We start from the raw sequence: 19,620 nt of genomic DNA, 5'->3' as shown, positions 1-19,620 counted from the left end.
ATTTCATAGTAAAATTAACATTGGCTTAATATAATTTAACCTTGGGCGTAAATTACACAAATCGTGCAATGGTTTTAATTAAAAGGAGAAGCGTAATGGGAAATAATGATATAAATACTCGAATAGTGAAAAAAAAGAAAAAACGCAAACTTCGTAAAAGAGCCTATATACTATTACCACTTTTTATTGTTTTTATAGGCGCATTGAGTTGGGCAATCTCTTTATACATTAAAGCTGACTCAGTCTTAACAGATTCATATGAAGATGATGGCAGAGATAAATCAGAACTAAGAGCAGAGAAGGTGGATCCAAAGTTCGACAATGTCTCCATTTTAATGATGGGAGTAGATGACAATGATCACAGAACTGGTAATGCTCGTACAGATTCTTTAATGGTAGCAACATTGAATAAAGACGAAAAGAGCGTTAAACTTGTTAACATCCCTAGAGACTCTTATGTATATGTTCCAGCTTATGGATATGAAACAAAAATCAACCATGCCCATGCAAAAGGTGGCCCTAAAGCAACCATAGAAACCGTAGAAAATTTGCTTGAAGTCCCTATCGATTATTATGTTAAAGTTAACTTTCATGCATTTGTGGAAGTCGTAGATGCTCTTGGTGGAATAACAGCTGAAGTTCCTTATGAATTTAAAGAATCAAACTCCATGGATAAACGCGATGCAATTCATCTAATGCCTGGTGAACAAAAATTAAATGGTGAGGAAGCACTTGCACTAGCTCGTACACGCAAACTAGACAATGATATTGAACGTGGAAAACGTCAGCAAGATTTAATTAAAGCTATTGTCAAAAAAGCTACGTCTGTGAATGCATTATTGAAATTTGATGATGTAATTGAAGCAATAGGCGACAACATGACAACAAACATGACATTTAGTGAAATGAAAAGCTTTATTTCTTATGGAACAAGTGGGTCAAACATAGATATTGACTCTTCAACATTAAGTGGAGTTGATTACCAACCTGCTAATGTATACTATTGGCAACTTGACCAACAAGCTCTTACAGAAACAAAAACGATGCTACAAAGCCATTTAGAATTACAAACCGACTTAACGGATTCGTCAAGTAGCTCTAATACTTCTGATTCGACCTATGAAGCAGAACAAGACAGCTCTGAAGTAAATACTTATAATACTAATTAAATTAACGAAAGAGAAGTTTACAATTGATGTTAACTTCTCTTTCTTTATTAACGTTTAAAAATTATCTCTTTTTACGTGTACTAATTTACGAAAACCGTTTAACAATGGTTTTCTTTGGTATAGTGTCATGCCAGCAATTTCAGTGATAAGTTGAAACCCTATAATAAGTAACAAGATGCTAAATAACGATGTTAGCAAAGTAGCACTAGAAACAATAATCGCCATACAACCGAAGAAAATACTAAAAGCATATATAATAAGTACTGTAGCCTGATGGGAATACCCCATATTCATTAATTGATAATGAATATGTTTTTTATCGGGCGAAGCAATACTTTGATGATTATAGATGCGACGAATTATTGCGATAGTTGTATCCAATACAGGAATCGCAATGACAACAATTGGGACAATAAAGCTAAAGAATGCAACATTTTTAAATAGACCCATCATCGATACGATAGCGATTGAATATCCTAGAAATAGAGAACCAGTATCCCCCATAAAAACCTTAGATGGATAGAAATTGTAATAAAGAAAACCGACACAGCTACCTATCAAGATAATACTTAAATAAGCAACGACAATGCGTACGTCCAAAACAGCTATAACAAGGATACTGGCAAGCCCAATAGCAGAAACTCCTGCAGCTAATCCATCCAAACCATCTATTAAATTAATGGCATTAGAGGCTGCTAAAATCCATATTATAGTTAGGAAAACGCCAAAAAAATCATCAAAATAAACAGTTCCCATAAAAGGTAAAGTTAATTTTTCAATAATTAGTCCAGACGACACAACGACAATACTAGCAGTTGCTTGCCCTATTAACTTATGTGATGCTTTTAATTTAAAAATATCATCTAGTAATCCAGTAATAATCATAATTGCTGCACCAAGGATAATTGCTGGCATATGTTCATAAACAGGCTGCAAATAAAGGTAGCCAGCACTAGCACCAATAATAATAGCCAAACCACCTGCTGTAGGTTTTATTCCGTGATGCATTTTTCTAAAGTTATCAGGCTTATCTACTACATTAAGCTTATAGACTATTTTTATAACTATCGGTGTGACAATTAGAGTCGTTATACATGATATGATAAAAGCAATAATTAATTCATTTATATTCCACATATCGACACCTGCTATTTTTTTGTAAAATATTCTCACGTTCATTTTACCATAAAACAGTGACAAATGATTATACATATTTCGACTTCTTGTTCACCTACTAAAAAACTTAACTTATCGCCACATCTTTATGGCAAAAATAGTAATGTTGATTATACTATAAATCTTAAACCTATAATATAAAAAATCCAGTTTTCACTTAGTGAAAACTGGATACATTTATTATATTGATAGAATTAATTAATTACGATATTCTGGCACATCTAAATAAACATTACGAATACCTAAATCTTGATAAAGATTGTACATAGTGTAAATTTGTTTTGATGCCCAGCCAACGTCCGTGGCGTATTGATGTGATGGATATCCTAATTCATCCATTGATTTAGGGTTCCATCTCATTTTGTACAATGTATTTTGACCAGCTTTAATGTAGCTGTTTCCGATAAAACTAGCACCGCCAACAATTGCCTCTCTTGGTGTAAACCAACCTTCCTGATAAGCACGGAAAGCTCCACCTTCATGAGCATTGCCATCAACTGCCCCTATACCAAACATGTTATAGGTAGTTTTTATATTGTGTAGTCGATCTTTATTACTAGAAGTTACTAACTCCAGTTTACCAGTGCTATTTTTTCCTACCTTAACGCCATTAGCTAACGCTGAAGTTCCATTCCCAGTTTCAAGTAATGCATGAGAGAGCAAATAAACATCACTTACTCCATGCGTATCACTTGCATCAATAAATGCTTGACCTTGTCCCTCTAGAATACCTTTTCCATTTAAATACCTATTTACTAAAGAAACAGTAGCATTACTTGTTCTTGAAAGATCTAAGAACTGGAATTTTTGCTTATCGTCATTAATAAAATTGTTAGGGTTTAAATAGTATCGGACATCATCACGGCTAGCGTTTACCCATTGACCGCTTCTGAATTCAATTTGGTACCAGCCATTTGTTTCTCCAAGAATAGCAACAACTGTTCCTTTCGCAAGTGTTCCTACTTCGCGATTCGCAACACTTGGACCTGATCGAACATTTAAAACATCTGCTGTTACCTGATTATCATCATTGATGTAAGCTGCAGAAACATATGCATAGTTTTGATCTGTTTGTGGTGGGATAGATAATTCCATTTGCATATCTACAGCCTGATCAAGAGATAGGTTATATTTGGAATAGTTGACAGAAGCTTCTGCTTTAAATAAAGCTTTTAACGTTACTTCATCCGCTATTCCACTTACTTTCAGCCCATATGCAGATTGAAATCTTTTTATAGCTTTTACAGTTTCAGATCCATAATAATTGGTTAACATAGTCCAATTATCATAGCCCAATATAGCCAACTTCTGCTTCAAGTCAAGCACATGATCTCCTTTATCACCTAAAGTATACCTACCAGACAATATGCTTTCAATTTTTGATAAAGTCAATATATCAGCATTACCAGTTACATTTAGACTATAGTAGTTTTGAAATTCTTTTACTACTTTAGTAGTAATTGATCCATAGTATTCATTTGGGCTTGACCACCTTGCAAAACCTAGTTTTACTAAGTCTTCTTTTAATTCTACTACATGAGATCCACTATCACCTCTTTTATATCGATTTGTCTCCCCTTTTAAAGCTTTTTCTAAAACTTTTAGTGTTTGACTATTAGCAACGCCAGTTACAAAAATGCCATGATAATTTTGAAATTCTCTAACTACATTTGCTGTAACATTTCCATAGTATTGACTTGGCTTTGACCATTTAGCATATCCTAATTCTACTAGTTTTTCTTTTAACTTAGTAACTGGGGTACCACGATCTCCCTTTTGATATGGTGGATTAAGTACTTTTTCTATTTTATCTCTTGTAGTTTGGTCAGCTATCCCAGATGGGTTTAAATTATAGTAGTTTTGAAATTCCCTTACCACTTTTGCTGTAATCGAACCGTAATATTCGCTTGGCTTTTTCCATCTTGCAAATCCTAATTGCACCAGGTCTTCTTTTAATTCTACTACATGAGATCCACTATCACCTTTATGATATTTAAGATCTCCATTTATAGCTGCTTCTATCTTATTTAAAGTCTTCTCCCCTGCTACTCCATCTGTAGGCATACTGTAGTCTTTTTGAAATTCTCTAACTACACTTGCTGTAACATTTCCATAGTATTGACTTGGCTTTGACCATTTAGCATATCCTAGTTCTACTAGTTTTTCTTTTAGCTTAGTAACTGGGGTACCACGATCTCCCTTTTGGTATGGTGGATTAAGCACTTTTTCTATTTTATCTCTTGTAGTTTGGTCAGCTATCCCAGATGGGTTTAAATTATAGTAGTTTTGAAATTCCCTTACCACTTTTGCTGTAATCGAACCGTAATATTCGCTTGGCTTTTTCCATCTTGCAAATCCTAATTGCACCAGGTCTTCTTTTAATTCTACTACATGAGATCCACTATCACCTTTATGATATTTAAGATCTCCATTTATAGCTGCTTCTATCTTATTTAAAGTCTTCTCCCCTGCTACTCCATCTGTAGGCATATTGTAGTCTTTTTGAAATTCTCTAACTACATTTGCTGTAACATTTCCATAGTATTGACTTGGCTTTGACCATTTAGCATATCCTAGTTCTACTAGTTTTTCTTTTAACTTAGTAACTGGGGTACCACGATCTCCCTTTTGGTATGGTGGATTAAGCACTTTTTCTATTTTATCTCTTGTAGTTTGGTCAGCTATCCCAGATGGGTTTAAATTATAATAGTTTTGAAATTCCCTTACCACTTTTGCTGTAATCGAACCATAATATAAGCTTGGCTTTTTCCATCTTGCAAATCCTAATTGCACCAGGTCTTCCTTTAATTCTACTACATGAGATCCACTATCACCTTTATGATATTTTTTTGCCGTTTTTGTAGTTTCATCTACTTTTTCATTTTCTTGTGGCGAGTCAACGTTCTCACTCTTACTATTAGAAGAAGTAGTGCCTTGATCCTTTTCTTCAACAGATTTATTTTTGAAAAATTCTTTAGCATCAATTTTCTCTTCATCTATTTCACCAGAATAATTTTCCGAAGATTGACTATTGCCTTCAGATTCTCCCTTAATCAACTCTTTTTCATTAGGTTTATCGGTACCCTGTTCTCCCTCTTCTAAGTTGCTGTCTACAGGTTCAGCTATTGAAGAGTAATTAGATGAAGATTTTTTCATTTGTTCACTGTTTAAATCTTCCTTAATATTTTCCTTCTGCTCCATATAATCAATGTTAATTGCATACGTGTTAATAGGACTAAAGTGAGAAAGAAAAAGCAAGCTTGCTAATAAAACTATTATTTTTTTATATTTCACTCTAGTCTCACCTCCTTCTAATTATATTATTACACATTTTATATCGGAAGAAAATGATTCCTATTAAACAAATACACTTATATACTATTATTTACACTGGATAGGTTACACTTGACTAGACAAAAAATTAAGGTGAAGTAGACTAAACAGAACATAAAATGATTCCTATTAAAAAAGTAAATTTACTCAACAAAGTGCCTTTATGCGGAGAAGCGTGGCATGATACCCTGTTTTTAAGAGCCAAGTGTTTTAATACCTGGCTCCTTGGCGTATCAATCATGCCCGCAGAGGCTTGGTCAAGGCCGCATGTAAGCAGTCACCATAAGGGTCTACGTCTACTCATTTAAAAAAGGAGTGTAACCATAATGACAAAAGCAAGAAGAACCTTCTCAGCCGAATTCAAATCTCAAATGGTACAACTATACCGAAACGGAAAACGTCGAAAAGACATTATTGCCTAGCATGACTTGACGCCATCTGCATTGGATAAATGGATAAAACAACATAGTCAGACTGGCTCTTTTAAAGAAAAAGTACACCAGAAGAAAATGAGATTCTGAAACTACGCAAAGAAAACCAGCAATTACGAATGGAAAATGATATTTGCACCTAAAGGTATAAATGCGACTAAGCATATAAAATGCTAAGTCTTACTAAAAAGCAAGCAACGCTGGTTATCGGACGAAAGTAACTGTTATAAAGCAAAACACGCATAAATATTCGATATCAGCGATGTGCACCATTCTGGACGTTTCTCGCAGTGGATACTACTGGCGAGCTACAACGTAAAGAAAGCAATAGGTGGAAGGAAGAAAAAGAATTAACCATCTTAATTAAGGATATTTTTCATCAAAGCCGTAGAGCGTATGAATCACGTAAAATCAAAGTAGTGCTCAAACAACAAGGCAAGCAAGTATCCAGACGCACCGAATTGCACGCATTATGCGTGAGAATGATCTCGTTTCTAAATACAATGCAAAACGAGCGTACAAGCCTTCGTCGAAGCAGAGCAATGAAGCCGAAATTGCCAATGTATTAAATCGTGATTTTAGCTCATCTACACCACTTCGTGTGCTTGCAAGTGACTTGACGTATGTAGATGTAGCTGAAAAATGGAAATACGTCTGCCTATTTGTTGACCTTTTTAATCGAGAAATTATTGGATATAGCGCAGGAGCAAACAAAGACCATCGATTGGTGATGAAAGCTTTAGCTAGTATTCCAGCAAACCTGCAAGAGGTCGCTATTTTTCATACGGATCGTGGTAAAGAATTCGATAATCAAATCGTGGATGAAGCGTTAGCTGCCTTTCAAATCGAACGTTCTCTTAGCTCAAAAGGATCCCCTTATAATAACGCTGTCGCTGAATCCACGTTTAAATCATTTAAAACAGAGTTTGTGAATGGTAGAGGCTTTAAGCATTTACAACAATTACAACTGGAGTTAGCTAATTACGTCCATTGGTTTAACCATTGTCGTATTCATGAAAACCTAGATTATATAACACCCATTCAATTTAAAGAAAACACCTTAAAAAAATTGTCTAGTTAAGTGTTGACATACCAGATTATCAACTACTCAATTTCCGGAGATTTTTTTTAAAAACTTTCTAACAGGCAGAGTGAAGCGCCATGTTTTGGAATTTATAATTGATGAATACTTATTTTTATATATATTAAGTTGATTTGATACCTCTTGCTTCTGTGCCTCAATAAGTTTATTTTCCTTTTTAAGGTTTGATATTTCTCTAGTTAATAATTTAATTTTTTCATTATTCTCCATATCTAACTGTTTTAAATACTCTTTTTTTTCTGCCTCTTGATTTAATTTTCTTTGCAGAAATGCTCTTTCTTTTCTCTCTTTTCTTAGGTCTTTTAGAATTTCTTTATTACTTCTACCTTCCATTTCAAATCCAATTTTAATAGGCTCATTAAAAACACCATTTTCTACTATATCTATCGAGTGATTATATAAAAAATTCTCTTCAAATACTTCAATAACTTTTATGTCTCTTCCTGATAACATTAATTTCGCTTTGTTTTTTTCTACTAAATTAATAAATCCATGTAACCCTTGTTTAATGGCCTTTCTTTTAATCGAAAGACAATACTGCTGGTTAATTGATTGACCATGTAAAGAATATCTTTTACTGACCAATTCCACTAATGTCTCTGGAGGTTGAAGTTTTATTTCTTTCACTGTCACATTGTCGAGGACAGACACAACATTGTCAAAGTTGAAATACAAGTTCGTTTTTGGCTTGCCAATAGTCTCTGGAAAATAATAATCAATTATTGGGCTAACAACATCTCTGGGTTCTCCTGCAACTGGAAAAACATGTAGACCTAACATTGGTTTAGTATTCAGTTCAATTATTGTCCCTTTATTTTTATTATTATTTACGATCATATCTAGACCACAAACATCTAATCCAGGTATTGCCTTACTTGCATTAATTGCTATCTTCTTTACTTCTTCAGACAATTCGTCAGTAACATCTATAGCATCACCACCAGTTGAAACATTACTATTTTGTCTCACAAAAATCCGCTCTCCATCTGAAGGAATACTATCTAGTTTATAACCCGATTGTTCAAGAGTTTTTAAAACTTCCCTATCAATTTTTATTACTTTTTTTGATAAATTAGGATTTTGTTTCTTTGATTTATTTTTTAGGTTTATTAACTGTTCTATTGTGTTAACTCCATCCCCTATTACATTCGCAGGAATCCGATTCGCCGCTGCAACTATGTCTCCATTTATTAACAAAATTCTATACTCAGTTCCTGAAATATACTTTTCTACGATTATATCTCTAATACCCATTTCATTTTTTAAAAATATAATGGTTTCTTTCAACTCATTTTTTGTAGTTATATTAGAGAAAACCCCTCTTCCTCCTTTTTCATTAGTGGGCTTTACCACTACTGGAAAACCAATTTTTTCAGCATATCTTAATATAGTTTCTACTTTCGAGGTTGTTTCAAACTTCGTACCCTCAGGCACAGGTAAACCACATTTTTTTAAATAACTTTTTGTTTCATCTTTATTTTTACATATATTATAAGCCTTCTCACTTAATTTTTCGCCTTGTGACGAATTAAATACAAATTTATTGCCGTTTTTCTCCAAAGCATATCTAATCAGAACTTTGTTTTCTGAATTCGCTTCTGTAAAAAATATAACATTTACTCCTCTTCTCCATGCCTCTAAACTTATTAGGTACATACTTAACCTATTACCGTAACCATATACTGGAATGGCGTTTTTTAACTGAGGGAGCCAATTCAAATTTTCTTCTTTCATAAATTTGCCCCTTTCTAGGTTTATATTATACATTCTATGTTATTAACGTTTTACTAATGGATGAAACCACCTTAAGATGGGTATTTAATTTTTGGCTCTCTTATAATAACATTTAATAAAAAAATTTAGATGTCGTTTATGCAACGCTAGTATTTTGAACGAAATTGTTAACATTCTGTATTCTGGATTGTCCAAGCATTATAAAGTTTTATTATTAGTTTATTAAACGACAAACCGCTAAAGCAGGTGGATGTAAACATAATTGTCGACGACAAAAGACATTTTTCAAGCTAAAGTCCCGCACAAACGACTTAGGCTGAAGCATGCTCAAAACTAAAATAAACACATTCTTCTATCTTGAAAATTTCGCCCTTAAACTTCATTGTCTTCCGTTATCGTCCCTACGGTGGGGCTTTCCCACATTTATTGTCCCTAATATCTCTTTTTCTGGAAACTCATCCAGCGTTAATTTCGATGACCTTCCTTTTAGATACTGTAATATTCTACTTGGAGGATACGGCAAAAATAATATATCTGTGTTATTAATCCTAACCTTAAGAAAGTAAATTTAAATTCTTATCATGAGGTTATGTTAAACAATATCATATTGAGACTGAATATTTAATTGATTACTAAAAGAGGACGCGTTTATACGTGTCCCTCATATAACAAGAAAAATCTAGTAAGCAAATGGTAGACTCTTTTTTTAAATTTAAGTTCTTTTGAGTGTTCTAATTGTGTGTTTAAAAAAATCCAAAACATGTCTAAGTGGGCTTAGAGTTCTCCACATTCTACTAGATTTAATTTGACCATATCTTTTTTTATAAAAATCTCTCTCTTTTTCAACTTGTTTTTTCTCTTCTTCTAGTTCTTGAATCTCATCTCTAGTTAACTCCCTATTAATTTCAAAACCAATTTTAACAGGATAATCCCAATGTTGTTCGTTTACTCCTGTTACTTCAGACTTATCGTTTCCCTGAAGACACACTTCTTTAAAGTCATCAATTTCTTGTTGGTTCATACCAGCTACAACTATCACCACATCTCCATTAGATAAGTTTTCTGCAAAACCATGCATTCTTCTTGACAAGGCTTGCCTCTTAATCCAAGCAAGGTATCCAACGTTTTGAACTTTTCCTGTAACAATAAATTTTTTTCCATATAACTCCCCTTTTGGGAGATCGGTAACTTCTACTACTTTAGCAGTTCTCTTTTGAAGAGGATCTAAGATACTGTTAAAGTCAAAAAACAAACAAGACTTTTCAACATTTTTAGTCTCAGGAAAATAGAAATCAATTATTTCCTTCGGTATATCTCTTGCAATACCATCTGCGGGAAATAGATGTCCACCTAATCCTGGCCTTGTATTAGCTTCTATAATTACTCCCTTCTTACTTACACTATCAACTATCATATCCATTCCACTTACAGTTAACCCAGGTATTGCTTCCGTGGCGTCTATAGCTATTTTTTTCAAATTATCCGGTAGCACATCTGTAAGGTCCACAGAATCACCACCAGTAGATAAATTACTTGTTAATCTTAAAGGTACTACTTCTCCATCCTTTGGAACGGTTGTTAGCGAATATCCATAAGATTTAAGTAACTCTATTACAGTTGTATCAACCTTTATTACACGGCTCTTTAAATGAGGGTTTTTTTTCCTCTCTCTATTTTTGTTCTTAATTAAGTCACGAATGTTATCTTTTCCATTCCCAATCACGTTTGCAGGTATCCTATTTAAGGCCCCCACTACTTTTCCGTTTACAACTACTACACGGTACTCATTTCCAGGAATGTAAGTTTCAACAATTATATCTTGATATCCCAATATTTCTCTAACATGATATAATGCTTCTTTAAAAGAATCCATACTATTAATATTAGAAAATACTCCCTTACCTCCATTAGCGTTTATTGGTTTTAATACAAGAGGAAAACCTAATGAATTAGCGAACTGGATAATTTTTTCATCAGACTCTTCAGATGTAAAACGTTTCCCTTCCGCTACTGGCACTCCTGCTTTTTGTAAATATTCTTTAGTCAAAAATTTATTATCACAGATTTCATAAGCTAAGTCAGTAGTCTTATCGCCTTTTGATGATTCAAATCTATGCTCTTTGCCTTTATAGCTTAGCGAATATCTTATTCTCAATTTATTCTCTGGGTCATCAATAGTAAAGAACTTTAATTTCAAACCTCTTCTCCAGCCTTCTAAAGCTATTGTATACATACTTAGTTTTTTTCCAAAGCCCGCTTGTGGGACTGCATTAATAAGATGCTGTAGCCATCTACTATTATTAGATTCCATGATGTTAAATCCTCCTAATACTATTAAACGCTAACTTTATGATTTAAAAAATCTTTTAATTGCTTCTAAGAACATTCTAATAAGCAACGTTATTTTCCATATCTTACTACCTACAATACTCTGTATATCTTGTTTTACATTATCGTTCTCTTTATTTATATATAAAATCTTTTGTTTTAATTCTTCTATTCTATTTTCCAATTCTTTATTAGTAAGATTTTCAACCTTGCCTACTAAAGTAAAACCTATAATATTTAGAAATTCCCATTTTTCTTTATTTAACTCTCTTATATACGGCTTCACTGTTCCGTGATTAAAGTTTTTTTCAAAACGATTTATTTGGTTTTCATCTGCTCCAGCTAAGATAATTTCACTATAATTTTCCCCAAGCTTTCTCATAAATCCATTCAAACTCTGTTTATAAACTTTATTTCTAAACCATTGGTAATAAATTTCTGGATCAAAATCACCATTTAATACATATCTTCTAGCCTTTAATACATTATTAGTACAGGACGCTATGTCAAGTTGATTTACTACTCCGCCCCTAAGAGAGTGAATTATACCATCAAAATTTAAACTTACATTTGAATTCTCCGTACTAACCCCTTTTGTCTCAGGAAAATATAAATTAATCATTTCCTTAGGGATATCTCCTGCTTTATCCCCAAGAGAAAGTAGATAAGGATCTAATTCAGTATCTTCATTTACTGCCAATATTGTCTCTTCTCCGCTTTCATTAATCACCATATCTACAGTAGCATGTGATAATCCTGGTATTGCATTAACGGCTGTAATGGCAATATTTTTATGCTTTTCCCTTATTATATTTGTGATGTCTATTAGGTCACCATTTTTTGCTGTGAAAGAGTACAACTGATGATAATCATTATTATTATTTAGTTCCTTTATTTTAATGTCAGATTTTTTTACAGCACCTACCACTTTATTGTTTATTACGATCACGCTTATCTTTTCACCTGAAGCTAGATGTTCTACTATAACATTTTTAGCTTCTCTTAATCTCAAATCATAATCAATCACTTTTTTTAATTCATTTCGACAATAGATTTCAACTATATTTCCTTCTTTTTCAACAGGAGTTAAACATAGAGGTAACTCTGAATTTTTTACATATTGTATGAAGCTATTATATTCCACATCAAGATTAAATAACCTAAACTTTGGGGTCGGGATATTTGCATCACTTAAATAACTGTAAGTTATATATTTATTTGCACAAATATCTTTAGATAGACTAGAATTTAAGTCGCCACTAAAACCTTTAAAAAAGTGTTCTTTACTGCAGTTTCTTAAAGAATACCTTAATTCCACTTTGTCATTTATACAATAGTTGTAAAACCTTAGTTTAAGACCTCTTCTCCATCCTTCAAGCGCAATAGAGTGCATATCTGCTTCATTTACTGTAACATTCATAGAACTCAAGCGTTCTTCACAGTTATAGCTCACTATCTTTCCTCCCTAAAGTTATCTCTTAAGCAGACCTGCTACATTTCTGAGAGGCTTTGTTATTTTCCAACTATTGCTTTTTTCCATTTTGTCTAACTTTTTTTGAAGTCTTTCACAGTCCCGCTTTAATTGTTGAATTCTATCTTTCTCTTTACTTAATTCCTTCTTTGATCTTGTTGTTTTAGAGGAATTTTTTATAATTTCAAACCCTATTTTAACTGGTTTTTCCCATTTTTGTTCTAATACTTGATCTACATTTATTTTTCTACCTTTATATTCCTTTATTTCTTCTGTGAATGATTCTACTTTTGCCTCTTCACCTGCAACAACAATTGTTACTTTTTTACTTTTTTCATTTAAAACGAACCCACTTAATTTTTTTCCTACAGCTTTTTTATATACCATGTTCCTAAACCCTACACCCTGTACATTTCCATAAACTACCATTCTTTTGCTTATAGAATTCTTAGGATGATTTGGGATTATTACTTCTTTTGCTGCTCCTCTATGCAAAACATCTACAACTTTATTATAATCAAAATAAAAGTTTAATACATTTGGATTTATAGCTTTAGTTTCAGGAAAATAATAATCTACAATCGCTTTAGAAACATCTCTCCCCTTTCCTGTCATTGGAAATAAGCCTCCTCCAATATTAGGTCGAGAATTAAGTTCTAAAACAAAATTGGTATCTTTATTTTTATCTACCATTATATCTACCCCACATACTGGTAATTCTGGGAGGGCCTTGACAGCACTAATGGCAATTTTCTTTGTTTTTTCACTTAGATCATCCGTAACATCTACAGTCTGTCCACCTTGAGAGTGGATTGTGCTACTATTCAAGTTAATTCTTTGGCCATTTTCAGGAATATAGTTTAAGCTATAACCTGCTTGCGTGACAAATTTTTTTAATTTTTCATTAATCTCAATTCTATAATCTCCACCATGTGGGTTGTTCTTTATTAGATTGTTTTGTAATTCTATTAATTCTTTAATTGAATTTTTACCATTACCTACCACATTAGATGGAATCCTTTTAAATGCTCCAACTACACTATTATCCACAATAAACAATCTAGTATCTTCTCCGTCAACCTGTTCTTCCACAATAATTTCTTTATATCCCATAACATTTCTTAAATGTTTTAATTTTTTTATAAACGTGTCTCTATCACTAATGTTAGTCGTTACACCTATACCTAAACTAGCGTTTGTAGGTTTTAGAACCAAAGGATACTCTAAATCATTTACATAATTAATAATTTCTTCATCTGAATCTTCTTCACTAAATCCTCTTCCCTTAGGGGTAGGGACATTGTTGGCAATTAAATACTTTTTTGTTGCTTCTTTACTTTTTGTAATACGCCTCACGTCTTTAGGTACTATTTGTGCTAAAGACAACTGGAAATCAATTGTTTTGTTACCATTGCTCAAAGCGTATCTGATCTTTATTCGCTCATTAATATAAGCTTTATAAAATTTTAATGTCAGTCCTCTTCTCCAGCCTTCCAAAGCTATAGCGAACATTGTAGCATTTGCTCCATATGCTTCTTTCGGTATTATGTTCTTTAATGTATCAAGATAAACATCATTCGTTTCTTTCATATTCATCACCTTTACTCCTTTTTTAACTAGATCTACTAAATAAACTTTTAATAAACCGTGAAGGTTTATTTATCTTCCAAGCCATGCTATTTACTAAACTTTCATACCTACGTTTGACGAGCATGTTTTCTTTTTTAACTTCCAATAGTTCTTTCTTTAATACCAATAATTGTTCTACTAGTTGTCTGTCGTTCTTTATAAATTTAAATCCAGCCTTAATAGGTAATGGCCATTCTTTTTCTTCAATTTGCTTTACATTAATTAAATTAGTAGAATATAATATACTTTTTAGTTCGTTAAAAATATTTTTATTATAAGAAGAGAGTACAAATTCTATTTTACTACTATCACTTTTTTTCAAAAATCCAAATACATGATTTACTAGAAAGAAATCATGTATATAGTTAAAAAAATTAGGGTTTAATATTTCACCAGAAACAGTCAGTTTTTTGCTATAAAGAAAGTAAGGTTTTAAATTGATAACTGTTGAAACGACAGCGGTACCATTAGATAGTGGATCTAATACATCATGCAAGTCAAAGTAGATCCGTTCCTTATTTGGTAGTTGTTTCCCAGCTGTCTCTGGAAAGTAAAAGTCGATGATGGCAGCAGGGATATCACGTGCTTTTCCTTTAATCGGAAATAATAAACCACCGATTTGTGCCGTCGGGTTTAACTCAATAACAACTGCTCGTTCTTCTGCTTCAGCTTTCTCATCAACAATAACGTCTACTGCGCCATGTGTTAAACCATCTACAGCATTTAAAGCATTTACAGCAATATTCTTTGTCGTTTCATCCAACGTATCCAACACATCGATAGGGTCGCCCCCTATAGAAATATTACATTTATCGCTTAAATATATATGTGCTCCCTTCTCTGGAACGCTATCCAATGTATAGCCTTTTCTGCCAATAAAATCAATGATCTCATCGTTTACAGGTATAGGACAACTTTCTAAACGAGGATTTAAACTACGTTGTTCATTTTTTAATTGAATTAGCGCTTGAATTGAATTTACCCCGTCACCAACAACATTTGGGGGAACTCGATGCATAGCACCAACTACTTTATCACCTACGACATATAACCGATAATCGTTTCCCGAAATATGTTTTTCCAATATAATATCTTGGTATCCAAGTTCAGATCGTAAATAAGATACAGAATGTATTAACTCTCCAGATGTGGTAATGTTTGAAATCACCCCTCTGCCAAAGCTACCATCTATTGGTTTAATAACTACTGGGTAACCTATTTCATTAGCATAGGCAACAATAGCCTCATCGGGTTCTTCATTTGTAAACTGTCTCCCCTTTGGAACGGGGACATCAGCCCGGCTTAATGCCTGCTTCGTTAAATCCTTATCTTTTCCAATACGCACTGCATCATTTGTAACCTTATCTCCTCTTGTTCGAAAGAAATAATGTGTATGGCTTTCTGATCGCAAAGAAAATAATTGACCTGGGTTATCTACATACCACGTAGACATCTCTTTAAATTTTTCTGAATCCTTTACATGCCAGCGCAGCGTTAATCCTCTTCGCCATCCTTCCAAGGCCACAGCATATGCATCTAATAAATAGCCTTGGGCATCAGTAACAATTTCATTGGAGAGATGGGGTAACCACTCCGAACTTATCTCTTCCATTTGTCTTTCTCCTCCTAGTACACCTACATATTGTTTGTTTCATGAATCTTAGCAGTTAATTGCTTAAACGTGTTAAACGCTTTTCCGTTAAATAAATCCGAAACTAATTTACCTTCTGCCTCTAAATAATAATTACCTAACTGTTTATCGATTTCTTCGTTAAAATCATCGTAATTACCTGGTTTAGGAGTAAATTCGCCAAATACCAGCTCATCAGACGACCTTAAAAAGTCAATGCGTATGAATGGAGCGGGAATTTGTAAACTTAACGTACGGGCCATTTCTATTTCTTCTTGAGAAGCACCTTCACCAAGAAATGATGATTCTTCATACTTACCAGTACGAATTCGGTTTCCAAAAGCGTCCCACCAACAATGTTTTTGTTCAGGAAAACGAGTTATTTCTAGAATAAGACCTACTCGGCCATAAAAGCAATAAAATTTTATATCCCTAGCTGGTTCCTTATTATTTTGATCGGCTAAAATTAGTTCTTCCGTCATCCACTCATTACGATGTACCCAGCCAGTCAATATATCTTTTTTCATATGTGCTATTAATTCATCCCAATTGGATATTCGTACCCCGCGTTTCACATCTATTATATCATTTAATTGATATACGAGATATACACCGCGAGAACCAGCACCATCAGTAGGTTTAATAACAATTCCTTCTTTTGCTGGAAGATTTTCCATCTGGTATGTTTGATTCGACACCCAAGGTCTTCTTATTTCGAAAGCATCTATAAATTTATATGCATCTTTTTTATCATCCAATAACCATTCCGGTAAAGCGCCAATTAACTGACTTTGACGAATACGCATGTTTAAACTTGCTCGAAAGGACGCCGATTGCTTTAATGGTAAAGCGTTATCTTCAACTAAACCTGCGCGAATAATGAATTCTGGTATTTCTTCCAAGGATAAACCTTGTAAAACTTTTGCATATACGAAATTCCTATAAATATCATCATCATGCATAAATAACCTAGCTGCATACAATAGGGCTTCCTGATAGTTTGCTAAATGTTGTTGTTTATCTTCTACTACTTTTTCTACAAAATCAATAAGTTCACCGCTGTTTTTTAGCTCACGCATATTTTCTACTACCGTGTGGCTTTTCAATTTTCTATCGTCTAATGACAAAGCTTGTAATTGTTGTTGTGTTTGTAATAATTGTTGTTGTATTTGCTCTAGTTCTGTTTCTAGTCTTCGTACATACCCTTGTGTTTTTTCTGTTGCAAAAAATTTTTCTTTTAGCTTCCTTAATGGTGTAAATAATTTCCATGTATTACTAGATGTAATGTTTTTAATTTCTTTCCTATCTTTTTTCTGTTCTGACTCAGCTTGAGCTATTAAAGCTTCTTTACGTATTAACTCTTTCAACAAAGCATTCTCTTTTTGTGATTCTGTTTCTACATCTGAAGCTGTTTCGTTCGACTTTAACGCTTGTTGTACATTTTTTTCACTAGGGTGCTTTTGTGTCATTGTACCCATCTCCCTTATTGGAAACGTCATGATTTACAATCCAATCTTGCAAATGAAGCATATACCTCTGATTAGCGGTGGTACTATTTCCCCAATTATCAAAAGATAGTTTCACATATTTCAAGCGCATGTTGTTTAATTGTTCTCTTTCTCTATCACTGTATGGGAGCCATTTCCCTTTTTTATTAAAGTATTCCTGCACTCTATGCGCGCACTTTCTCATAACATGGGCCTTTTTCTTTTCTTCCATGAGTAGTGCAACAAACATTTCATCTAATACGACTGTCGCCATATTTGGAGTTATATCAGGCAAGTAAGCCTGTTTTTCTGTAAGAGCTTCTGCATTTCGAATTAGCAAGACTTCACAACGAACTACATCTCCTATTGTTAAAACGGGAATATAATTTTCATTTATAAAAGCTCGTATATTCGAGTTCATTTCATTGCTTATTTTCAAGCAATAGGTGTCCATTTGCATAAGTGCTATTCGATAGTCTGCTGCATGAATGGCTTTTATTTCTTGAAGTAATAACGCTGTTGAATGTCTAAAGTCTCCAGCAATAACAATATCAAAATAGTTCTTTGGTTCGACATTAGCCTGCATATGTTGTGGCGCTACAAAAAGTCTTGTTTCTTGGGATGGAGGAAAGAATACATTGCCACCATTATGATGATAATATCTATATGCAGCTGCATATTCTTTTCGAGTTCCGAATAGATATCCGCTATATCCAAATGTTTGATTATTTGTCAATGAACTTTCCGTTTGTCTTTGAAATGATAATGGGCCCGTGTTTAAAGCAACTACTTCATGATCTCCAAATGCATGTTTTAAACGGTAAACATATTCACTATCTCCTGCAAAACGAACAGTATCCCAGTAACCAACTTTTTCTACCACTCTATTTCGATCAAACATCAGTGATGACATATTATTAAAAATATAATAGCCAGGTAAACCTCTACGAAACGCAGTAATTTGTTCCGTAATTCTGACTTGTTGTGACATGTTAGCTACTGCATTTGTTTGGATTAAATGAGCCACTTGGATTTCAATTTTTTTGGGGTGCGCCCAATCGTCTGCATCATTAACAGTAATGTAACCTCCTGAAGCAGCTTGCAAGCCAATATTTCTAGCTACATAAGGGCCACTATTTACAGGAGTTGTAAGTAGACGAATGCGTTGATCCTTTCTAATATGCTCCTCTACCACTTTTTTTGTTTGGTCTTTACTACAATCATCGACAACGATAATCTCTAAATTTTTCCAAGTTTGTACAATCAGCGAGTCTAACGTAGTAGAAATGGTATGTGCTGCATTAAAAACAGGAACGATAATAGTTACTTTTTGCATCCCTTGGGCATGATCAAGCTTTTCTTCACTTCTAAAACCATCATAATAAGTAACGTCTCTTTTTATAGTGACTGTTGGGAGCTCGTAAAAAGTAAAAACCTTATTAATCCAATCAAGTCGTTTACTTATATTCGTCTCTACATTTACTGCAGCTAAAAACAAGTCTGGGTGCTGTTGTTTATCTAACATATGGTAGATAATAGTTTTCGCTTTCTCTCTATTTCCTATCAGAAGATGACATTCACTTTCAACAATTGCTAATTTGCGCAAGTGCGCTTGACCCGCGTCCTTTAGCTTAGCTTCCGGGATAAATTTCAAAGCCTTTTCAGCACTTATTTCAGTTTGAAAACTTGCATACCATAAAGCTAACTCCCAAGCAATCGCTCTTCGCTCATAACGCTTTGTTGTCGTTTTATATTTGTATTTTAATTCATTAATAACTCGTTCAGTAAAGCCAAGGTTATATAAATAATATCGATATGATTTTAATTGATTGTCAATTTTTTTTCTTCTATATAAACGACTATAGAGTTCGCGACGATCACGTTTACCGATAAGCGCAGCAACTACTTCTCCCGCTTGTTCTTTTAAGTGACTCATATATAAAATAGTTTTCCACCATTTGCTGTGTAGAATATCTTGAAAAACAGCTTCTGTTCTAATTCGCATCTCTCTTGTTTCTTGTTGTTGCGCTTTTTTTTCTGCTATAACTTGATTCAGATTTGCTAACTCAGCTTCTAGCGCAGCATTCTTTTCGTTTGAAGTGTCCAGCTCTCCTCCCCAATGGTTCATAG

The 19,620-nt window shown here is 33.5% G+C and carries 10 protein-coding genes and 1 pseudogene; 2 read left to right on the top strand and 9 right to left on the bottom strand.

From position 1 onward, the window contains the following. Nucleotides 1-95: 95 nt before the first annotated feature. Nucleotides 96-1,169, top strand: a complete 1,074-nt coding sequence (locus D9780_RS00205) for an LCP family protein (protein ID WP_121638840.1) — start codon at nt 96-98, stop codon at nt 1,167-1,169. Nucleotides 1,170-1,223: 54 nt separating this feature from the next. Here D9780_RS00205 and D9780_RS00200 read toward each other — a convergent pair whose 3' ends face one another. Both D9780_RS00200 and D9780_RS00195 read right to left on the bottom strand, forming a co-directional pair. Continuing rightward, nucleotides 1,224-2,306, bottom strand: coding sequence for a glycosyltransferase family 4 protein (locus D9780_RS00200; RefSeq protein ID WP_121638839.1), 1,083 nt, complete (start codon nt 2,304-2,306; stop codon nt 1,224-1,226). A gap of 237 nt (nt 2,307-2,543) precedes the next feature. Next, nucleotides 2,544-5,639: a peptidoglycan-binding protein gene (locus D9780_RS00195; protein ID WP_121638838.1), complete on the bottom strand. Its 3,096-nt coding sequence runs from the start codon at nt 5,637-5,639 to the stop codon at nt 2,544-2,546. 365 nt (nt 5,640-6,004) lie between these two features. Between D9780_RS00195 and D9780_RS00190 the strand changes: the two are divergent. Beyond that, nucleotides 6,005-7,190, top strand: a pseudogene (locus D9780_RS00190) (IS3 family transposase). A gap of 27 nt (nt 7,191-7,217) precedes the next feature. Here D9780_RS00190 and D9780_RS00185 read toward each other — a convergent pair. From D9780_RS00185 to D9780_RS00155, 7 genes are all read right to left on the bottom strand, one after another. Beyond that, complete coding sequence (locus D9780_RS00185) at nt 7,218-8,945, bottom strand: ATP-binding protein (RefSeq protein ID WP_162985742.1); 1,728 nt, start codon at nt 8,943-8,945, stop codon at nt 7,218-7,220. Nucleotides 8,946-9,657: 712 nt separating this feature from the next. Beyond that, nucleotides 9,658-11,256, bottom strand: a complete 1,599-nt coding sequence (locus D9780_RS00180; protein WP_121638836.1) for an acylphosphatase — start codon at nt 11,254-11,256, stop codon at nt 9,658-9,660. Nucleotides 11,257-11,292: 36 nt separating this feature from the next. After that, a complete protein-coding gene (locus tag D9780_RS00175) occupies nt 11,293-12,726 on the bottom strand; it encodes a D-alanine--D-alanine ligase family protein (RefSeq protein ID WP_121638835.1) in 1,434 nt (477 codons plus the stop codon). An 18-nt stretch (nt 12,727-12,744) separates the two neighbouring features. Beyond that, nucleotides 12,745-14,340, bottom strand: a complete 1,596-nt coding sequence (locus tag D9780_RS00170; RefSeq protein WP_121638834.1) for an acylphosphatase — start codon at nt 14,338-14,340, stop codon at nt 12,745-12,747. Nucleotides 14,341-14,356: 16 nt separating this feature from the next. Beyond that, the gene (locus D9780_RS00165; protein WP_121638833.1) at nt 14,357-15,985 is read right to left on the bottom strand and encodes an ATP-binding protein; all 1,629 of its coding nucleotides are present in this window, start codon (nt 15,983-15,985) and stop codon (nt 14,357-14,359) included. 23 nt (nt 15,986-16,008) lie between these two features. Next, a complete protein-coding gene (locus D9780_RS00160; protein ID WP_121638832.1) occupies nt 16,009-17,472 on the bottom strand; it encodes an ATP-grasp fold amidoligase family protein in 1,464 nt (487 codons plus the stop codon). After that, nucleotides 17,453-19,618: a glycosyltransferase family 2 protein gene (locus tag D9780_RS00155; protein WP_121638831.1), complete on the bottom strand. Its 2,166-nt coding sequence runs from the start codon at nt 19,616-19,618 to the stop codon at nt 17,453-17,455. Before D9780_RS00155 ends, D9780_RS00160 begins: the two co-directional genes overlap by 20 nt. Nucleotides 19,619-19,620: the final 2 nt, after the last annotated feature.

This window comes from Virgibacillus sp. Bac330 (assembly GCF_003667845.1).
GTDB classification, from domain to species: domain Bacteria; phylum Bacillota; class Bacilli; order Bacillales; family Amphibacillaceae; genus Virgibacillus; species Virgibacillus chiguensis.
Note: the sequence above shows the minus strand (reverse complement) of the source record. Positions and strands in the feature narration are given on the sequence as shown.